This is a genomic window from Pseudomonas guariconensis (genome assembly GCF_024127895.1).
Classification (GTDB): domain Bacteria; phylum Pseudomonadota; class Gammaproteobacteria; order Pseudomonadales; family Pseudomonadaceae; genus Aquipseudomonas; species Aquipseudomonas guariconensis_B.
This window is the reverse complement of sequence record NZ_JAMYBK010000004.1, coordinates 137,091-154,153: the sequence shown is the minus strand read 5'-3', so window position 1 is coordinate 154,153 and position 17,063 is coordinate 137,091. Positions and strand designations below refer to the sequence as shown.

Genomic DNA, 17,063 nt, shown 5'->3' with positions numbered 1-17,063 from the left:
ATGCCCACCGCGCGAACGGCCGAACCCGGCATCCGCATCGGCCTGGCCGAGCTGATCGACATGCGCCATCGCGTGCGCGAGATCCAGCTGTTCTCCCGGCCCGGCCAGCGCAGCCCGCTGGTCGGCCTGCACCACTCCAAGCTGCGCGGGCGCGGCGTGGACTTCGACCAGGTGCGCGTCTACCAGGCCGGCGACGATGTACGCAACATCGACTGGCGTGTCACCGCGCGCACCCAGGAGCCGCACACCAAGCTGTTCCACGAAGAGCGCGAGCGGCCGATCTTCATCCTGGTCGAGCAGAGCCAGCGGCTGTTCTTCAGCTCCGGCCTGATGTTCAAGTCGGTGCTGGCGGCCCAGGCCGCAGCGCTGTTCGGCTGGGCCGCGCTGGGCCACAACGACCGCATCGGCGGCCTGGTGTTCGGCGACAACGAGCACCACGAGATCAAGCCACGGCGTAGCAAGCAAAGCCTGCTGCAACTGCTCAACCGCCTGGCCAAGGTCAACCAGGCGCTGCACACCGAGGCCCAGCCCCAGGCCGACAGCCTCGGCCTGGCCTTGCGCCGGGCCCGCGAGGTGCTGCGCCCGGGCAGCCTGGCCATCGTCATCTGCGACGAACGCGCCTTGAGCGACAGCGTCGAACAGCACCTGTCGATGCTCTCGCGCCACTGCGACCTGCTGCTGATGCCGGTTTCCGACCCGCTCGACCATGCCCTGCCGGCCGCCGGCCTGCTGCGCTTCGCCCAGCGCGGCGCCCAGTTGGAGCTCGACACCCTCGACGCCAGCCTGCGCCAGGCCTATCGCCAGCAAGCCGAGTCGCGCGTCGAGCGCTGGGAACTGCTGGCGCAGAAACTGCGGATACTGCTGATGCCCCTGAGCACCCAGAGCGAGATGATCGAGCAACTGCGCGAGCACCTCGATGCCCAGCGCCCCGGGAGCCCTCAATGAATCCGCTGGACCCGTTGCAACCGCTGATCGCCCCGCCGGGCATCGGCCTGTGGCCACCCGCGCCCGGTTGGTGGGTGCTGCTGGCCATGCTGCCGCTGCTCGGCTGGGGCCTGTGGCGCTTGCGCCACTGGCGCCCTGGCAAGCGTCGGGTGGTGCGCGCCGAGCAGCCGCTGGACCCGATACGCCAGGAGGCGCTGGCCGAGCTCGCCCGCCTGCCCCGCCCCTACGACGGTGCCCCGGCCGGCGCCTGGCTGCAGCAGATCAACGCCCTGCTCAAGCGCCTGTGCCGCAACCACTACCCCGGCGCCAACAGCCACACCCTCAATGGCCGCCAATGGCTGGCCTTTCTCGACAACCGCTGCCCCGCCGCCGGCCTGACCCGCTGGATGGTGCTGGTCGAAGGCGCCTACAAGCCCGAGTGCAAGCTCGACGACAAGGCCATCGCCGGGCTCGCCCAGGCGGTCGAAACCTGGATCCGCAAGCATGTTTGAACTGGCCTGGCCGTGGGTCTTGCTGCTGCTACCGCTGCCCTGGCTGGCGCGCCTGGTGCTGCCCGCCGCCGACAGCGGCGAGCCGGTGCTCAAGGTGGGTTTCCTCGATGAACTGGAAGGCCTGGCCGGGCGCCGCGCCCGCCTCAACCTGCCGACCTGGCGCCAGCAGGCCCCCTTCGTGCTGATCTGGCTGCTCCTGCTGCTGGCCGCTGCTCGCCCGCAATGGCTGGGCGAGCCGGTGCCGGTCGCCGCCAGCGGCCGCGACCTGCTGGTGGCGGTGGACGTCTCCGGCTCCATGGACTATCCCGACATGCACTGGCAGGACGAGGACATCAGCCGCCTGGACCTGGTCAAGGCGCTGCTCGGCGACTTCCTCCAGGACCGCCAGGGCGACCGGGTGGGGCTGATCCTGTTCGGCAGCGAAGCCTACCTGCAGGCGCCGCTGACCTTCGACCGGCGCACCGTGCGCACCTTCCTCGACGAGGCGCAGATCGGCATCGCCGGCAAGAACACCGCCATCGGCGATGCCATCGGCCTGGCGGTCAAGCGCCTGCGCCAGCGGCCGGCGCAGAGCCGCGTGCTGGTGCTGGTGACCGACGGCGCCAACAACGGCGGGCAGATCCACCCGCTGACCGCCGCGCGCCTGGCCGCCCAGGAAGGCGTACGCATCTACACCATCGGCATCGGCGCCAACCCCGAAGCCAGCGGTACGCCCGGCCTGCTCGGCCTGAACCCGAGCCTGGACCTGGACGAAGCCTCGCTGCGGGAGATCGCCGAGCTGACCCACGGCGCCTATTTCCGCGCCCACGACGGCGCCGAGCTGGATGCCATCGGCGATACCCTCGACCAATTGGAGCCGGTGGCCCAGCAACCGACCCAGGCGCGCACCGCCAAAGCCCTGTATGCCTGGCCACTGGCCCTGGCGCTGCTGCTCAGCGTGCTGCTGGTGGCCGCCGCCCAATGGCCGGACAACCGGCTGCAGCGCCTGCTGCGTCGGCCGCGCTTCCTGCAGCCGCACCCGGAGTGGCGCCAGCGCCTGCAACGCCTGCGCCTGAGGAGGCGGCGATGATCGAATTCTGGCCGCAATGGCTGCGCCCGCTCTGGCTGCTGGTGGTGCCGCTGCTCGCCTGGCTGCTGTTCAAGCGCTGGCATCGGCGCAAGCGCGCCGGGCGTTGGCAACTGATCCTGCCGCCACAGTTCCATGCCGTGCTGCTCGGCGGCGGCAGCGGCAGCACCAGCAAGCTGCCCTGGATCGCCCTGGGCCTGGCCTGGTTGCTGGTCGTCCTGGCCCTGCTCGGCCCGAGCTGGCAACGCCTGGAGGAAACCCGCCAGCGCCCGGCCGACCCGCTGGTGATCCTGCTCGAACTGACCCCGCAGATGCTCGCCGAGGACAGCCCGCCGAACCGCCTGGAGCAGGCCCGGCGCAAGATCCTCGACCTGCTCGAGCATCGCCGCGACAGCCAGACCGCGCTGGTGGTCTATGCCGGCAGCGCACATACCCTGGTGCCGCTGTCCGACGACCTGGGCACCACCCGCAACCTGCTCGAGGCGATCGATCCGTCGATCATGCCGCAGCCCGGCCAGCGCGCCGACCTGGCCGTGCAAAAGGGCCTGGCGCTGCTGGCCCAGAGCGGCCTGGGCCAGGGCCGCCTGCTGCTGGTCGGCTCGGCGCTGAGCCCACAGGAGCGTGATGGCATCCTCCAGGCCCTCGGCCGCCAGGGCCCGAGCCTGCTGATGCTCGGTATCGGCAGCGCCGAAGGTGCGCCGGTGCGCCAGGCCAACGGCGAGTACCTCAAGGACGACCAGGGCGGCATCCTCCTGCCACGCCTGGACAGCGCCAGCCTCAAGGCCTTCGTCGCGGGCACCGGCGGGCGCTACCGGCATGCCCGCATCGACGACCTGGACCTGCGTGGCCTGGGGTTGTTCGACACTCCCCACATCCTGCGCAACGACGGCCAGACCCTGCAGCTGGACAGCTGGGCCGACCAGGGCTACTGGCTACTGCTGCCGCTGTTGCTGCTGGCCGCCTGCGCCGGCCGACGCGGCTGGTTGTTCTGCCTGCCGTTGCTGCTGGCGCTGCCGCAACCGGGCCAGGCCTTCGAGTTCGACGACCTGTGGCTGCGCCCCGACCAACAGGGCCAGCGCCTGCTCGAGCAACAGCGCCCCGCCGAGGCGGCCCAGCGCTTCGAAGACCCACAGTGGCGCGGCATGGCGCTGTACCAGGCCGGCGACTTCGAAGGCGCGGCCCAGGCCTTCGCCCAGGGCAACAGCGCCGCGGCCCACTACAATCGTGGCAATGCCCTGGCCCGCGCCGGTGCGCTGGAAGCCGCCCTGGACGCCTACGAACAGGCCCTGGAGCGCCAGCCCGACCTGCAGCCTGCCCTGGACAACCACGCCCTGGTCCAGCAACTGTTGCAACAGCGCCAGGCCAAGGCCGAGGAACGACCGGCCAGCAGCGATGCCCAAGGCACGCCCGGCAGCGAGACCGACGGCAACAGCAGCTCGGCCGCCAACCAGGCCCAGGGCACGCCCGGCAACGAAGAGCAGGCCGCGGCCGAACAGCCCGGCGAAGGCACTGGCGAGCACCAGGCCCAGGCTGGCAACCAGCCCGGCGACGACGACGGTGTCACCCAGCCGCCGCAACGGCCCGTGTCGACCAGCCTCGACGCCGAGCAGCGCCAGGCCCTGGAACAGTGGCTGCGGGAGATTCCCGACAACCCGGCCCAGCTGCTGCGGCGTAAATTCTGGTACGAACAGCAATTGCATCAGGAAACCCCACGATGAGCCGCTTCGGCGTCTTCCTACTCAGCCTGCTGTGGCTCGTCCAGGCCCAGGCGCAACCGGCCCTGCAGGCCAGCGTCGACCGTACCCGCCTGGAAGCCGGCGAAACCCTGGAACTGACCCTGGAAAGCCAGGACATCACCCAGTTCGGCAAGCCGGACCTGCGCGCCCTGGAGGGCGACTTCGAGGTCCGTGACACGCGCCAGCTCAACAGCCTGCATACCCTCGACGGCGAGACCCGCGCCAGCACCCGCTGGATCATCACCTTGCTGCCACGGCGCAGCGGCAGCCTGCGCATTCCCGAGCTGCAGCTGGGCCAGTCGCGCAGCCAGCCCATCGAACTGCAGGTGCTCCAGGCCGATGCCAGCCGCCCTGGCAGCGCCGCCCAGGTGTTCGTCGAAGCGACCCTGGACAGCACCGAGGTCTACGTCCAGGCCCAGGCCGTGCTGACCCTGCGCATCTACCATTCGGTGTCGCTGTACGACGACAGCAGCCTCAGCCCACTGCAACTGAACGATGCCAAGGTCGAGCCGCTGGGAGAGTCGCGCACCTACGAGAAAGAGATCGACGGTGTGCGCCACGGGGTGATCGAGACACGCTACGCGATCTACCCGCAGCACAGCGGCAGCCTGGAAGTCCCGCCGCTGACCTTCACCGCCACGGCGGCCGACGGCGGCGAGCCAACGGCCGGCATGCCCCGGGTCGGGCGCCAGGTGCAGGTCAGCTCGCTGCCGCTGCACCTGACGGTGCGACCGATTCCCAGCGCCTGGCCAGCCGACACGCCCTGGCTGCCGGCACGCAGCCTGGCCCTGGAAGAACACTGGAACCCGGACCCGGCCCGCCAGCCGACGCAGATCGGCGACTCCCTGACCCGCAGCATCACCCTGCGCGCCGAAGGGCTGTCGAGCACCCAGTTGCCCCCCCTGCCGGCCACCGAGACCTACGGCCTACGCCGCTACCCCGACCAGCCGCTGCTGCGCAACGAGATCAACGAGCGCGGCATGATCGCCAACCGCGAGGAGCGCGAGGCCCTGGTGCCGACCCACAGCGGCGACCTGGCCCTGCCGGCTCTCGAGGTCACCTGGTGGAACACCCGCGAGGACCACCTGGAACACAGCAGCCTGCCGGCGCGCACCCTGCAGGTGCAGGACAACCCGGCGCTGAGCGCCGAGACGCCGGTGGGCGATGGCAGCAGCGCCTGGCTCTGGGCCTGGCAACTGGCGACCCTGGTCCTGGCCCTGACCACCCTGCTGGGCTTTGCCCTGTGGTGGCGCGCCCGCTCGCAGCCGGCGGTGCTGCGCGCTGCCCAGAGCGGGCCGAGCCCGCGCACCCTGCTGGACGACCTCAAGCGTGCCTGCCAGGCCAACGACCCCCAGGCCACGCGCCAGGCGCTGGACGCCTGGGCACGCCAGCAACCGGAAACCCTGGCCGAGATGGCCGCCCGTTTCGTGCCCTTGTCCGATGCCCTGGATGGCCTCAACGGCGCCCTGTACAGCGAGAGCGGCCAGTACTGGCACGGCGACGAGCTGTGGCGCGCCATCGGCGCCATCCCACCGGCCGAGCAGGTGCTGGCGCCTGCTGGGGAAACCGGGAGCTTGCCGCCGTTGTATCCGAAATGATCAAAGCCTCTGGGTTCTAGAGGCCAGCGACACCGTTGGGTTTGGCTAATGCTGGGGCCGCTTCGCGCCCCTGCACCCTATTCCCGCGCACGATATCGAGCCTGCACAAAACCACTTGGGTTAACATACCGTCCTCGCTCGCCGGCCACCCCGGCCACTCAATGAACGCCCAACGACCAGGTGAGGCACAAGCTTTCCTGCTCCCATCCAACGGATCATCCATGCGTCTGTTTCACACCTCCGACTGGCACCTGGGCCAAAGCCTGCATGGCCAGGACCGCGACTTCGAACACGCCTGCTTCCTCGACTGGCTGCTCGGCCAACTACGCCTGCGCCAACCCGATGCCCTGCTGATCGCCGGCGACATCTTCGACACGGTCAACCCACCGGTCAAAGCCCAGGAGCGGCTCTACGACTTCATCGTCCAGGCCCACGAGCAACAGCCGAAGCTGGACATCGTGATGATCGCCGGCAACCACGACTCCGGCTCGCGCATCGAGCTGCCGGCAGCGCTGATGCGGCGCCTGCGCACCCATGCCCTGGGCCGGGTGCACTGGCTCGACGAGGGCCAGCTGGACGCCGAACGCCTGCTGATCCCGCTGACCAATGCCCGTGGCAAGGTCTGCGCCTGGTGCCTGGCCCTGCCCTTCCTGCGCCCGGCGGAGGTCACCGGCCCACAACTGGGCGACGACTACCTGCAAGGCATCACCCAGGTGCACCAGCAATTGATCGCCGCCGCCCAGGCCAAGCGCAAGAAGGACCAGGCGCTGGTCGCCATCAGCCATGCGCACATGGCCGGCGGCGCAGTCTCCGAGGACTCCGAGCGCAGCCTGATCATCGGCAACGCCGAGGCCCTGCCGGCACGCCTGTTCGACAAGGCCATCAGCTACGTCGCCCTGGGCCACCTGCACAAGCCGCAGCGGGTCAACCGCGAAGCACGCATCCGCTACAGCGGCTCGCCGATCCCCCTGTCGTTCGCCGAGATCGGCTACCCGCACCAAGTGCTCGAGGTGGAGCTCGACGGTGCCGAGCTGGTCAGCATCGAGCCGCGCCTGGTGCCGCGTGCCGTGGCCCTGCAACGCATCGGCCCGGCGCCGCTGGGCGAGTTGCTCGAGCAACTCGCCGAGTTGCCGGTGGTCGACCTGCTCGAAGACCCCAACCGCCAGCCCTGGCTGGAGGTGCGCGTGCGCCTGGACGAACCGCAGCCCGACCTGCGCCAGCAGATCGAGGCCGCCCTGGCCGGCAAGGCCGTGCGCCTGGTGCGCATCGGCGCCGAGTACGCCGGGCGCGGCAACCAGGACGATGACGAGCTGGCGTTCGTCGAACTGGCCCAGATGACCCCGCAAGACCTGTTCAGCCGGGCCTGGGAGCAGGCCTACGGCAACCCCGTCGACGAACAGGCACTGGCCGACTTCGCCCTGCTGCTGCAGGACGTCCAGCTGGAGGAGGAGCAGCCATGAAGATCCTTGCCATTCGCCTGAAGAACCTGGCCTCCCTGGCCGGGCCGATCGACATCGACTTCACCGCCGAGCCCCTGGCCAGCGCCGGCCTGTTCGCCATCACCGGGCCCACCGGCGCCGGCAAGAGCACCCTGCTCGATGCCCTGTGCCTGGCCCTGTTCGGCACCGTGCCGCGGCTCAACGACATCGGCCGGGAAGCCAAGGTGCCGGACGCCGACGGCGAGATTCCGACCTACGATCCGCGCAACCTGCTGCGCCGAGGCACCGGCAGCGGCCATGCCGAGGTCGACTTCGTTGGCATCGACGGCCGCCGCTACCGCGCCCGCTGGGAGGCCAACCGCGCCCGCGAGAAGGCCAACGGCAAGCTGCAGCACAGCCGCCAGAGCCTCTACGACCTGGACAGCGAGCAACTGCTGGGCAGCGGCAAGAACGAGTACAAGCAACTGGTCGAGGCACGCCTGGGCCTGAACTTCGAGCAGTTCACCCGCGCGGTGATGCTGGCCCAGAGCGAGTTCGGCGCCTTCCTCAAGGCCGACGACAAGGAGCGCAGCGAACTGCTGGAAAAGCTCACCAACACGGCGATCTACACCCGCCTGGGCCAACGCGCCTTCACCAAGGCCAGGGATGCCGGCGAAGCCCACCGGGCCCTCGAGGCGCAGGCCAGTCTCCTGCTGCCGATGGCCGCCGAGGCCCGTGCCGAGCTCGACCAGCGCCTGGAACAGGCCCAGCAGCAGTTCAAGGCCGAGCAGGCACGCGAGCGCCAGCTGGAGCAACAACGGGCCTGGCTGAACGAGCGACAGCAGCTGCAAGCCCAGCACAGCGAGGCCGGCGAAGCCCTGAAAGCGGCCGAACAGGCATGGCAGCAACTGGCCGACCAGCGCCTGGACCTGCAACGCCTGGAGCGCCTGGCGCCACAGCGGCACCAGTTCCATCGTCAGCAGGCCCTGGCCGCCCAGCTTGCGCCCCTGGCCACGACGCTCGAACAACAGCAGCGCCAGCAGGAAGCCCTGCAGGCCCAGACGGTCGAGCTGGAGCAAGCACTGGCCGTTGCGCGCCAGGCCCTGGCCGAGGCCCAGGCCAACCAGGGCGAGAACACCCCACGCCTGCGCCAGGCCTTCGCCGCCCAGGACAGCCTGACCCGCCTCGACCAGGAACTGGCCAGGCTGCACGCCGCCGGGCAGCAGGCCGACCAGACCGTTGTCGAAGGCCAGCAACAGCTGCAACAGCTCGAACAACAGCAGCAGCGCAGCCTCCAGCAACTGGCGCAGATCGAAACGGCACTGGCCGAGAGCGCTCCGCTCGCGGCCCTGGGCAATGCCTGGCAGGCCTATCGCGGCCAGCTCCAGCAGCTGTTGCAGATCGGCAATCGGCTCAGCCAGGGGCGCGACGAGCTGCCGGGCCTGCAGGCGCAGGCCAGCCAGGCCAATGCCCAATGGCAGGAACAGCGCGATGCCTTCGAGCTGCTGTTCCGCGAAGCCGGCGCCGAACCCCAGGCCCTGGCCGAACAGCTCGACCTGCTCGGCAGCATGCTGCAGGACAACCGCAAGCAACAGCGCGCCGTGGAGGAACTGGCGCGCCTGCACGCCCGCCAGCAAGAACTGCAGCACAGCCTGCATGCCCTGCGCGAACGCCAGCAGCACGCCCTGCAACAGCGCCAGCAACTGATCGGCGAAGGCCAGGCGGCCAAGACCGAGCTGGAAGCCGCGGAGCAGGCCCTGGCCCTCACCCGCCAACTGCTCGAACGCCAGCGCCTGGCGCGCACGGCCAGCGTCGAGGAACTGCGGGCGCAACTGCGCGACGGCGAACCCTGCCCGGTGTGCGGCAGCGCCGAGCATCCCTATCACCAGCCCGACGCCCTGTTGCAGAGCCTGGGCCGCCATGATCAGGCCGAAGAAGCAGCGGCCCAGGCCCAGGTGGACACCCTCAACGCCCGCCTGGTGGAACTGCGCACCCAGGTCGGCGTGGTCAATGGCCAGATCAAGGAGTACCAGCACCAGCAAGCCCAACTGGGCGAACAACTGCCCCCCCTGGAGCAACAGCTCGCCGCCCATGCCCTGTGGCCGGCGCTTTGCGCCAGCGCCGAGGACGACAAGGGCCGCGCTGCCTGGCTGGAAGCGCAGCTGCGCCGCCTGGACGAGGAGATCGGCCGTGACGAGCAACGCCAGGCCGCCCTGCTCACCCTGCAGAAGGACGCCGCACGCCTCAACCAGCAATTGCAGGCCGCCAGCGAGGCCCAGCAACAGGCCCAGCGTCGCCTCGACCAGCAGCACCAGGCCCTGGCCGCCGACCAGGAGCGCCTGGAGCAGGCCCTGGCCGACTTTGCTGGTGTGCTGCCTGCCGATATTCTCCAGGCCCTGCGCGACGAGCCCTCGCACACCTTCCTCGCCCTCGACCAGCAGGTCACCCAGCGCCTGCAACAACTCGAACAACAGCAGGAAGAACAGCAAGAGCAGCAACAGCGCCAGCAACAACTGGAGCGCCTGCACGACCAGCAGCAATCACGCCTGCAGCGCCAGGCGGAGTTGCAACAGCAAATCGCCAGCCTCGCCGAACAACAGCAGCGAGCTCGCACCACGCTGGGCGAACTGCTGGGCGAGCATGCCAATGCCGAGGCCTGGCAGCAGCACCTGGAGCAGCAGGTGGAACAGGCCCGCGCCGGCGAAGCCGATACCGCCCAGCGCTTGCAGGATGCACGCACCCAGGGTGTGCAACTGGCCGGCGAACGCAAGGCCAACGCCGCCCGCCTGCAGACGCTCGAACAGGAACACCAGCAGTTGCAGGGCGAGATCGCCCAATGGCGCGCCGCCCACCCCGAACTGGACGACGCCGGCCTGGACCGCCTGCTGGCCATGGATGAGGCCCAGTTGGGCGACCTGCGCCAGCACCTGCAAGCCGCCGAGAAGGCCGTCGAACAAGGCCGCGTGCTGCTCCAGGAGCGCGAACAGCGCCTGCAGCAGCATGCCGCCCAGGGCAATGTCGAGGCCTCCGTCGAAGACTTGGAGCAACGGCTTGGCGAACTGCGCGAGCAGTTGGCCACCCAGGAACAGCAATGCGCCGAACTGCGCGCCCAACAGGCCGACGACCAGCGCCGCCAGCAGGCACACCAGGCCCTGGCCGAGGAAATCGAGCAGGCGCGCCAGGAGTGGCAACGCTGGGCTCGGCTCAATGCGCTGATCGGCTCGGCCACCGGCGACGTGTTCCGCAAGATCGCCCAGGGCTACAACCTCGACCTGCTCCTGCACCATGCCAACAGCCAGTTGCGCCAGCTGGCCCGGCGCTACCGCCTCAAGCGCGGCGGCAGTGCCCTCGGCCTGCTGGTGCTGGACACCGAGATGGGCGACGAGCTGCGCTCGGTGCATTCGCTGTCCGGCGGCGAGACCTTCCTGGTTTCCCTGGCCCTGGCCCTGGGGCTGGCATCCATGGCCTCGAGCACCCTGCGCATCGAGTCGCTGTTCATCGACGAAGGCTTCGGCAGCCTCGACCCCGAGTCGCTGCAACTGGCCATGGACGCCCTCGACGGCCTGCAGGCCCAGGGACGCAAGGTCGCGGTGATTTCCCACGTGCAGGAGATGCACGAACGCATCCCGGTACAGATCCAAGTGCGCCGCCAGGGCAACGGCCTGAGCGAGGTGGAGGTGTGCGGGTGATCCTCTACTCGTTCCGCCGCTGCCCCTGGGCCATGCGTGCGCGCCTGGCGTTGCGCTATGCCGGCTGCCCGGTGGAGATCCGCGAGGTGGCGATGAAGCACAAGCCCGCCGAGCTGCTGGCGCTGTCGCCCAAGGGCACGGTGCCGGTGCTCGATACTGGTGAGGGGGTGCTGGAGGAAAGCCTGGACATCATGCGCTGGGCGCTGGAACGCCACGACCCCCAGGACTGGCGCCTGCAGGCCGACCCTGCCGCTGCTGCCCAAGGCGAGGCGCTGATCGTGCGCAACGACAGCACGTTCAAGGCGCAGGTGAACCTGTACAAGTACGCCGAGCGTTATCCCGAGCAATCGCGGGCGCACTACCGCCAGCAGGCCGAACCCTGGCTGGCCGAACTGGAGGCGTTGCTCGCAAGCCGCCCCTACCTGCTCGCCGACCACCCGAGCCTGGCCGATGCGGCTCTGCTCCCCTTGATGCGCCAGTTTGCCGGGGTCGAACCGCAATGGTTCGCCGAGGCGCCTTACCCGCGGGTGCGCAGCTGGTTGCAAGGGTGGCTGGATTCAGCGTTGTTCCAGGCCATCATGGCTCGGTAGCGGAGTCTTTGGGGCTGCTGCGCAGCCCCGCCACTCAGATCGCCAGGATCGGCGAAGAAAACAGCAACAGCACCACCGCCGCGATACGCCACATCATGCTCCACCTCCCGGAGAGTCAATAATCCAGCGTCAAATTCAAACACATGGCGTTGTGCTATTACCAGACCCTTTTCACGCTTCAGTGACTGTTCTTGCCGCTCAGCGCCGCATGGAAGTGCGCACTTTGCTGCAGGTACTTCTCGGTGTAGCTGTGGGTGGCGGACGATTTGCTACGCACCTCGACCTGGGCATGGGCCGGCAGGACGACGGAGGCGGAAATGGCGGAAGCGGCGATGACCGGAAAGAGATTGAAGTTCATGCGGGCTGCCCTCGACTTCGGTGGTTTGACAGTGGCCCCGATGGGCCTTGGGTCAAACTTACGCCGCCGAGGCTGTGCGCAGAAATTCATTGCGGCAGTAACGATTATCACGCCGATTGATAATCACTCGATGAACTTGAGGTCTGAGGGGGCCGCCTGGGGCAGGGTCTGCACGGTCTCGCCGAGCATGCCGCTGCGCGGATCGCGACGCATCACCACGATCTGGTCGCTCTTCTGGTTGGCCACCAGCAGGAAGTTGCCGCTGGGGTCGAGGCTGAATTCGCGCGGGTGATCGCCCTCCACCGAGCGGCGCTGCAAGAAGGTCAGCTGGCCATCGTCCTTGCCCACGGCATAGACCACGATCTCGTTGGCCGTGCCGCGGTTGCTGACATACAGGAAGCGCCCGTCGGCCGACAGGTGCAAACCTCCCGCCGCCTTGGCCGCAGCCTCCTGGCGCTCGGTCAGGGGCAGGCGCTGGCGCTCGTTCAGTGCACCGTCCTGGACGTCGAAGGTCACCACTTCGCCGCTCATTTCCAGGGTCAGGTAGGCATGCTGGCCCTTGGCATCGAACAGCAGGTGGCGCGGCCCACTGCCGGGCGGCAACGCCACCGAGGCGGGAATCGCCGGGCTCAGCGGGCGTTCGGTACTGGCGCCATCGTAGCGGTAGATGAACACCTTGTCGGCGCCCAGGTCGCTGGCATAGAGGTGGCGCCCCTCGGGCGACAACACCACCGAGTGCACATGGCCACCGACCTGGCGCTCGGCGTTGACCTTGCTGGGCGCATGGCGCAGTTGCTGGACCACCGGCTTGAGCTTGCCGTCGCGCGCCACCGGGATCACCACCAGGCTGCCACCCGGGTCGGGGGCGACGGCGTAGTTGGCGACGAACAGGTAGCGCTGGTCATGGCTGAGGCTGGCGTGGGTCGGCTCATCACCCAGGCTTGCCACCTGGTTGAGCGGCTTGATCTGGCCCTTGGCACTGAGCGAGAAGCTGCTGACGTGCCCCTTCGGCGTCTCGTTGACCGCGAACAACTGGCGCTGGTCGGCCGAGAGCACCAGCCACGAGGGGCTCACGCTCTTGACCACCTGCTGGGGCTTGGGTTCGATCCGGCCACTGCGCGTGTCGAACGCATAGCGGTAGATCCCCTGGCTGGCGCCCTCGGTATAGCTGCCCACCAGCAAGGTGGCAGCGTGGGCATCGATCGCCAGGCCCATGAGGCTAGCGCTCAGCAGGTGCTTCCAGGTCCGCTTCATCATCGTCATCTTCCGAGGCGCGCAAGGCACTCATACAGACTAGCCGATGCTCGCCCTGGTCATCGTCGAGGCGCCAGTCGTCGCCTTCGGCCACGGCAGCGGCGATCTGCTCGGTGGTGAAGTGCCAGCGACGGAGCTGGCGCCCGTCCATGCACTCGACGGTGAGGCCCGAGGCGTCGAAGGTGAAGTCGAAGGCGTGCAGGCCGTCGATCAGGAGCATGTCGCAGGTGTGCAGGGCGGTGGCGAGGGTGGTCATGGGGATACCCGGAAAGAAATAGGTGGCCATTATAGCCAGGGGCCGCATGGCGGCCCCCTTTTTGATCAATGCGCGAAGATCGACCCGCCCTCCTTGCCCGCCAGCTTGTGCGGCTTGATCAGGAAGCGCGCCAGCGCCGGTAACAGCCACAGGGCGCCGAACATGTTCCACAGCAGCATGAAGGTCAGCATCAGGCCCATGTCGGCCTGGAACTTGATCGCCGAGAAGATCCAGGTGCAGACACCGATGGCCAGGCACAGGCCGGTGAACAGCACGGCCTTGCCGGTGGAGCGCAGGGTCTCGTAGTAGGCCTCCTGCAGCGGCAGGCCGGCGCGCAGGAAGCTTTCCAGGCGGCTGTAGATGTAGATGCCATAGTCCACGCCGATACCCACGCCGAGGGCCACCACTGGCAAGGTGGCGACCTTCACGCCGATGCCCATGAAGGCCATCAGCGCGTTGCCCAGCACCGAGGTCAGCACCAGCGGCAGGACGATGCACAGGGTCGCGGCGAAGGAACGGAAAGTGATCAGGCACATCACCGCCACGCAAATGTACACCAGCACCAGGATGGTCAGCTCGGCCGACTTGATCACCTCGTTGGTGGCAGCCTCGATACCGGCGTTACCGGCCGCGAGCAAGAACTGCAGGTCGTCGCGGTTGTGGCTGTCGGCGAAGGCCTTGGCCACCGCGGTGACCCGCTCCAGGGTCTCGGCCTTGTGGTCGTTGAGGAACACCAGCACCGGCGCCAGGGAGCAGTCGGCGTTGTACAGGCCGTCGGCACGGGCGATGGAGTTGTTGAGGATGTCCGGGTTGCGCGACAGGGTTTCCCACTTCAGGCTGCCCTCGTTCATGCCCTTGATCACCTGCTTGGACACGGTCACCAGGGAAATCGCCGATTGCACCCCCGGGGTGTTCTCCATGGTCCACATCAGCTCGTCGATCGGCGCCATGGTCGAGTGGATCGAACAGCTCTCCGACGGGGTCTTGACCATGATCACCAGCACATCGGAGCTGGTCGAGTAGTTGCTGATGATGAAGTTGTTGTCCTGGTTGTAGCGCGAGTCGGGACGCAGCTCCGGGGCCCCCTGGTCGAGGTCGCCGATCTTCAGGTTCTGGCTGTACCAGAGCCCGCCGGCGAAAGCCAGCAAGGCCAGGCCGACGGACACCGGCGCCACCTTGGGGCTGGCGAAGTTGGACAGCAGGCGCCAGAACGGGTGCTCGCGGGTCGCATCCTTCTTGCTGCGGGCGATGGCCTTCTGGCTGATGCCCACGTAGGAGATCGCCACCGGCAGCAGGATCAGGTTGGTGAAGACGATCACCGCCACGCCGATGGAGGCACCGATGGCCAGCTCGCGGATCACCCCGATGTCGATGATCAACAGGGTGATGAAGCCCACGGCATCGGCGAGGATGGCGATCATCCCCGGCAGGAACAGCTGGCGGAAGGTGCGCCGGGCAGCGGTCAGGGCGTTGTCGGCGCCGCTCGACTGCAGGGCGATGCCGTTGATCTTCTGCACCCCATGGGAGATGCCGATGGCGAAGATCAGGAACGGCACCAGCATCGAGTACGGGTCAAGGCCGAAGCCCACCGCGTGCATCAACCCCAACTGCCAGACCACCGCCACCAGGGTGGTGATGAGCACGGCGATGGTGCTGCGGATGCACCAGGTGAACCAGTACAGCAGCGCCCAGGTGATGGCCAGGGCCACACCGAAGAACATCGCCACCATCACCAGGCCGTCGATCAAGTCGCCGACTTTCTTGGCGAAGCCGACGATGTGGATCTTCACGTTGGGGTTCTGGGCCTGGAACTTGTCGCGGATCTTCTCTTCCAGCTGGTGCGAGAACTGCTGGTAGTCGAGCGCCAGCAACTTGCCCTGGTCCTGCGGGTCCGGGTAGTTCTCCAGCAGCGGCACGTCGACGATGCTGGACTTGAAGTTGTTGGCCACCAGGCGCCCGACCTGGCCAGACTTAAGCACGTTGTCGCGCAGCGCATCGAGGCTTGCGGGCGAGCCGTCGTAGGTGTTGGGGATGACCTCGCCACCGGCGAAGCCATCCTCGGTGACCTCGGTCCAGCGCACGCTCGGGCTCCACAGCGACTTCAGCCCCGCGCGGTCGACGCCGGGGATGTAGAACACCTCGTCATGGATCTGCCGCAGGGTCTCCATGTAGTCCTTGTCGAAGATGTCGCCGTTGACCGCCTCGACCGAGATGCGCACGGTATTGCCGAGGTTGGCCAGGTCGTTGCGGTGCTCGAGCATCTGTTCGATGAACGGATGCTCCAGCGGGATCATCTTCTCGAAGCTGGTGGACGGGCGGATCTGCGTGGCCTGCCAGAACAGGAAGATGCTCACCAGCAGGCACAGGAAGATGACCACCGGCCGGTTGTTGAAGATCAGCCGCTCGAGCAGGGTGGCCTTGTCCTGGTGGTGCTGCTGGTGCATGTCGAATGTCTCCCGGTGGGTCATGGCTGCACCTCCTCGGCACCTTCGGCGGTGGCCAGGTGCACGCCGCCCTGGCCGACCAGCAGCAGGCGACCGTCGGCCAAGCCACTGACCCCTGCCAGGGCGATGCGATCGGCCCGGTTGTAGACCGTGAAGGTCTGGCCGTCGTCGTGGCTGCGCAGCACGCTGCCGCCATTGCCGACCAATACCAGGCTGCCATCATCGAGAAGCGTAGCGCTTGCCAGGCCGAATTCGAGCGGGCCACGGGCGGCTTCGACGTCGATCGATTGCCAGCTGTCGCCGAAATCACTGGAACGCAGCAGGTTGCCGCGCAAGCCATAGGCCAGCAAGGTACGTGGCTGTGCGGTACCGATCACGCCGAACAGCGACCCCTCGTAGGGGCTTTCGACCGTGGACCAGGTCTGGCCGTCGTCGCTGGAGCGGAACATGCTGCCCTGCTCGCCGACGATGAACAGGCCGGCGTCCTTGACCCTGGCGATGCCGTTGAGGTGCAGTTGGTCGGGGTTGTCCAGGCGCTCGGCGACGTCCTGCCAGTGCTGGCCGCCGTCGGTGGTCTCCAGCAAGGCGCCGTAGGCGCCCACGGCGAAACCGTGGCGGGCATCGAGGAACCAGACATCGAGCAAGGGGGCTTCGCGGGCGAGGTCTTCGAACTGCTTGCTCCAGGTGGCGCCGCCGTCGTTGCTGGCGAGGATCTGGGCGTCATGGCCCACGGCCCAGCCGCGCTTGTCGTCGAGGAAGAACACCGCCGTGAGCAGTTGCCGGGTGGGCACCCGGGCCTGGGTCCAGGTCTTGCCCTGGTCGTCGGAGAACAGGATATGGCCACGGTCGCCCACCACCACCAGGCGCTTGCCGGCGTGGGTGGTGTCGATCAGCAGGCTCTGGCTGGCCTTGGCCGACTCCGTCGAATACGCCTCGGCCGCCGCCGCGCCCACACTGCCTGCCCACGTTCCCAGTGCCAGCGCCAGCATCGCGCCAGCCGCCAGTGACCAGGCACCACGCCTGGCATCCGCCATCAGCCGTTCCCTCATGACCGTCCCCTGTTGTGTTCTTGTAGTGGGTCAATCTATTGGCAGGTACTGCGAAAACCCTGTTCCAGAGCCCTGCAATAGCTTGGGGGCCATCCTATCGGGGATATCGGCAGAAAGACAACGAGTGGGACGTTATGTTTTGTTAAGCATCTGAAGGGATCGCGGGGCC

13 protein-coding genes are annotated in these 17,063 nt (G+C 68.1%); 8 read left to right on the top strand and 5 right to left on the bottom strand.

Features of this window, described 5'->3' with window-relative positions; all coding sequences use genetic code 11:
- The 8 genes from NJF35_RS07075 to NJF35_RS07040 all read left to right on the top strand — a co-directional run bounded on the left by NJF35_RS07075 (window position 1) and on the right by NJF35_RS07040 (window position 11,533).
- Window positions 1-945, top strand: a complete 945-nt coding sequence (locus tag NJF35_RS07075; protein ID WP_225786991.1) for a DUF58 domain-containing protein — start codon at window positions 1-3, stop codon at window positions 943-945.
- Window positions 942-1,436 (top strand): DUF4381 domain-containing protein, encoded by a 495-nt coding sequence (locus NJF35_RS07070; RefSeq protein ID WP_225786992.1) that lies wholly within the window; start codon window positions 942-944, stop codon window positions 1,434-1,436. Before NJF35_RS07075 ends, NJF35_RS07070 begins: the two co-directional genes overlap by 4 nt.
- Window positions 1,429-2,505, top strand: coding sequence for a vWA domain-containing protein (locus NJF35_RS07065; RefSeq protein ID WP_225786993.1), 1,077 nt, complete (start codon window positions 1,429-1,431; stop codon window positions 2,503-2,505). Before NJF35_RS07070 ends, NJF35_RS07065 begins: the two co-directional genes overlap by 8 nt.
- A complete protein-coding gene (locus NJF35_RS07060) occupies window positions 2,502-4,220 on the top strand; it encodes a vWA domain-containing protein (RefSeq protein ID WP_253090876.1) in 1,719 nt (572 codons plus the stop codon). Before NJF35_RS07065 ends, NJF35_RS07060 begins: the two co-directional genes overlap by 4 nt.
- Complete coding sequence (locus NJF35_RS07055; RefSeq protein ID WP_225786995.1) at window positions 4,217-5,836, top strand: BatD family protein; 1,620 nt, start codon at window positions 4,217-4,219, stop codon at window positions 5,834-5,836. Before NJF35_RS07060 ends, NJF35_RS07055 begins: the two co-directional genes overlap by 4 nt.
- A 221-nt stretch (window positions 5,837-6,057) precedes the next feature.
- The gene (locus tag NJF35_RS07050; RefSeq protein WP_225786996.1) at window positions 6,058-7,296 is read left to right on the top strand and encodes an exonuclease SbcCD subunit D C-terminal domain-containing protein; all 1,239 of its coding nucleotides are present in this window, start codon (window positions 6,058-6,060) and stop codon (window positions 7,294-7,296) included.
- The gene (locus tag NJF35_RS07045) at window positions 7,293-10,943 is read left to right on the top strand and encodes an AAA family ATPase (RefSeq protein ID WP_253090875.1); all 3,651 of its coding nucleotides are present in this window, start codon (window positions 7,293-7,295) and stop codon (window positions 10,941-10,943) included. Before NJF35_RS07050 ends, NJF35_RS07045 begins: the two co-directional genes overlap by 4 nt.
- Window positions 10,940-11,533, top strand: coding sequence for a glutathione S-transferase (locus NJF35_RS07040; RefSeq protein ID WP_225787155.1), 594 nt, complete (start codon window positions 10,940-10,942; stop codon window positions 11,531-11,533). Before NJF35_RS07045 ends, NJF35_RS07040 begins: the two co-directional genes overlap by 4 nt.
- 178 nt (window positions 11,534-11,711) lie before the next feature.
- Here NJF35_RS07040 and NJF35_RS07035 read toward each other — a convergent pair whose 3' ends face one another.
- The 5 genes from NJF35_RS07035 to NJF35_RS07015 form a co-directional block, all read right to left on the bottom strand.
- A complete protein-coding gene (locus NJF35_RS07035; protein WP_225786998.1) occupies window positions 11,712-11,891 on the bottom strand; it encodes a hypothetical protein in 180 nt (59 codons plus the stop codon).
- A 123-nt stretch (window positions 11,892-12,014) separates the two neighbouring features.
- The gene (locus NJF35_RS07030; protein ID WP_225787156.1) at window positions 12,015-13,145 is read right to left on the bottom strand and encodes a lactonase family protein; all 1,131 of its coding nucleotides are present in this window, start codon (window positions 13,143-13,145) and stop codon (window positions 12,015-12,017) included.
- Window positions 13,111-13,401 (bottom strand): DUF5629 family protein, encoded by a 291-nt coding sequence (locus tag NJF35_RS07025; protein ID WP_225786999.1) that lies wholly within the window; start codon window positions 13,399-13,401, stop codon window positions 13,111-13,113. Before NJF35_RS07025 ends, NJF35_RS07030 begins: the two co-directional genes overlap by 35 nt.
- A 65-nt stretch (window positions 13,402-13,466) precedes the next feature.
- The gene (locus NJF35_RS07020) at window positions 13,467-15,869 is read right to left on the bottom strand and encodes an efflux RND transporter permease subunit (RefSeq protein ID WP_225787000.1); all 2,403 of its coding nucleotides are present in this window, start codon (window positions 15,867-15,869) and stop codon (window positions 13,467-13,469) included.
- The gene (locus NJF35_RS07015; protein WP_225787001.1) at window positions 15,866-16,894 is read right to left on the bottom strand and encodes a WD40/YVTN/BNR-like repeat-containing protein; all 1,029 of its coding nucleotides are present in this window, start codon (window positions 16,892-16,894) and stop codon (window positions 15,866-15,868) included. Before NJF35_RS07015 ends, NJF35_RS07020 begins: the two co-directional genes overlap by 4 nt.
- Window positions 16,895-17,063 lie beyond the last annotated feature (169 nt).

Coding starts and splice junctions, on each gene's coding strand:
- NJF35_RS07075 (WP_225786991.1), top strand. CDS start 1: ATGCCCACCGCGCGAACGGCCGAACCCGGCATCCGCATCGGCCTGGCC.
- NJF35_RS07070 (WP_225786992.1), top strand. CDS start 942: ATGAATCCGCTGGACCCGTTGCAACCGCTGATCGCCCCGCCGGGCATC.
- NJF35_RS07065 (WP_225786993.1), top strand. CDS start 1,429: ATGTTTGAACTGGCCTGGCCGTGGGTCTTGCTGCTGCTACCGCTGCCC.
- NJF35_RS07060 (WP_253090876.1), top strand. CDS start 2,502: ATGATCGAATTCTGGCCGCAATGGCTGCGCCCGCTCTGGCTGCTGGTG.
- NJF35_RS07055 (WP_225786995.1), top strand. CDS start 4,217: ATGAGCCGCTTCGGCGTCTTCCTACTCAGCCTGCTGTGGCTCGTCCAG.
- NJF35_RS07050 (WP_225786996.1), top strand. CDS start 6,058: ATGCGTCTGTTTCACACCTCCGACTGGCACCTGGGCCAAAGCCTGCAT.
- NJF35_RS07045 (WP_253090875.1), top strand. CDS start 7,293: ATGAAGATCCTTGCCATTCGCCTGAAGAACCTGGCCTCCCTGGCCGGG.
- NJF35_RS07035 (WP_225786998.1), bottom strand. CDS start 11,891: ATGAACTTCAATCTCTTTCCGGTCATCGCCGCTTCCGCCATTTCCGCC.
- NJF35_RS07030 (WP_225787156.1), bottom strand. CDS start 13,145: ATGAAGCGGACCTGGAAGCACCTGCTGAGCGCTAGCCTCATGGGCCTG.
- NJF35_RS07025 (WP_225786999.1), bottom strand. CDS start 13,401: ATGACCACCCTCGCCACCGCCCTGCACACCTGCGACATGCTCCTGATC.
- NJF35_RS07020 (WP_225787000.1), bottom strand. CDS start 15,869: ATGACCCACCGGGAGACATTCGACATGCACCAGCAGCACCACCAGGAC.
- NJF35_RS07015 (WP_225787001.1), bottom strand. CDS start 16,894: ATGAGGGAACGGCTGATGGCGGATGCCAGGCGTGGTGCCTGGTCACTG.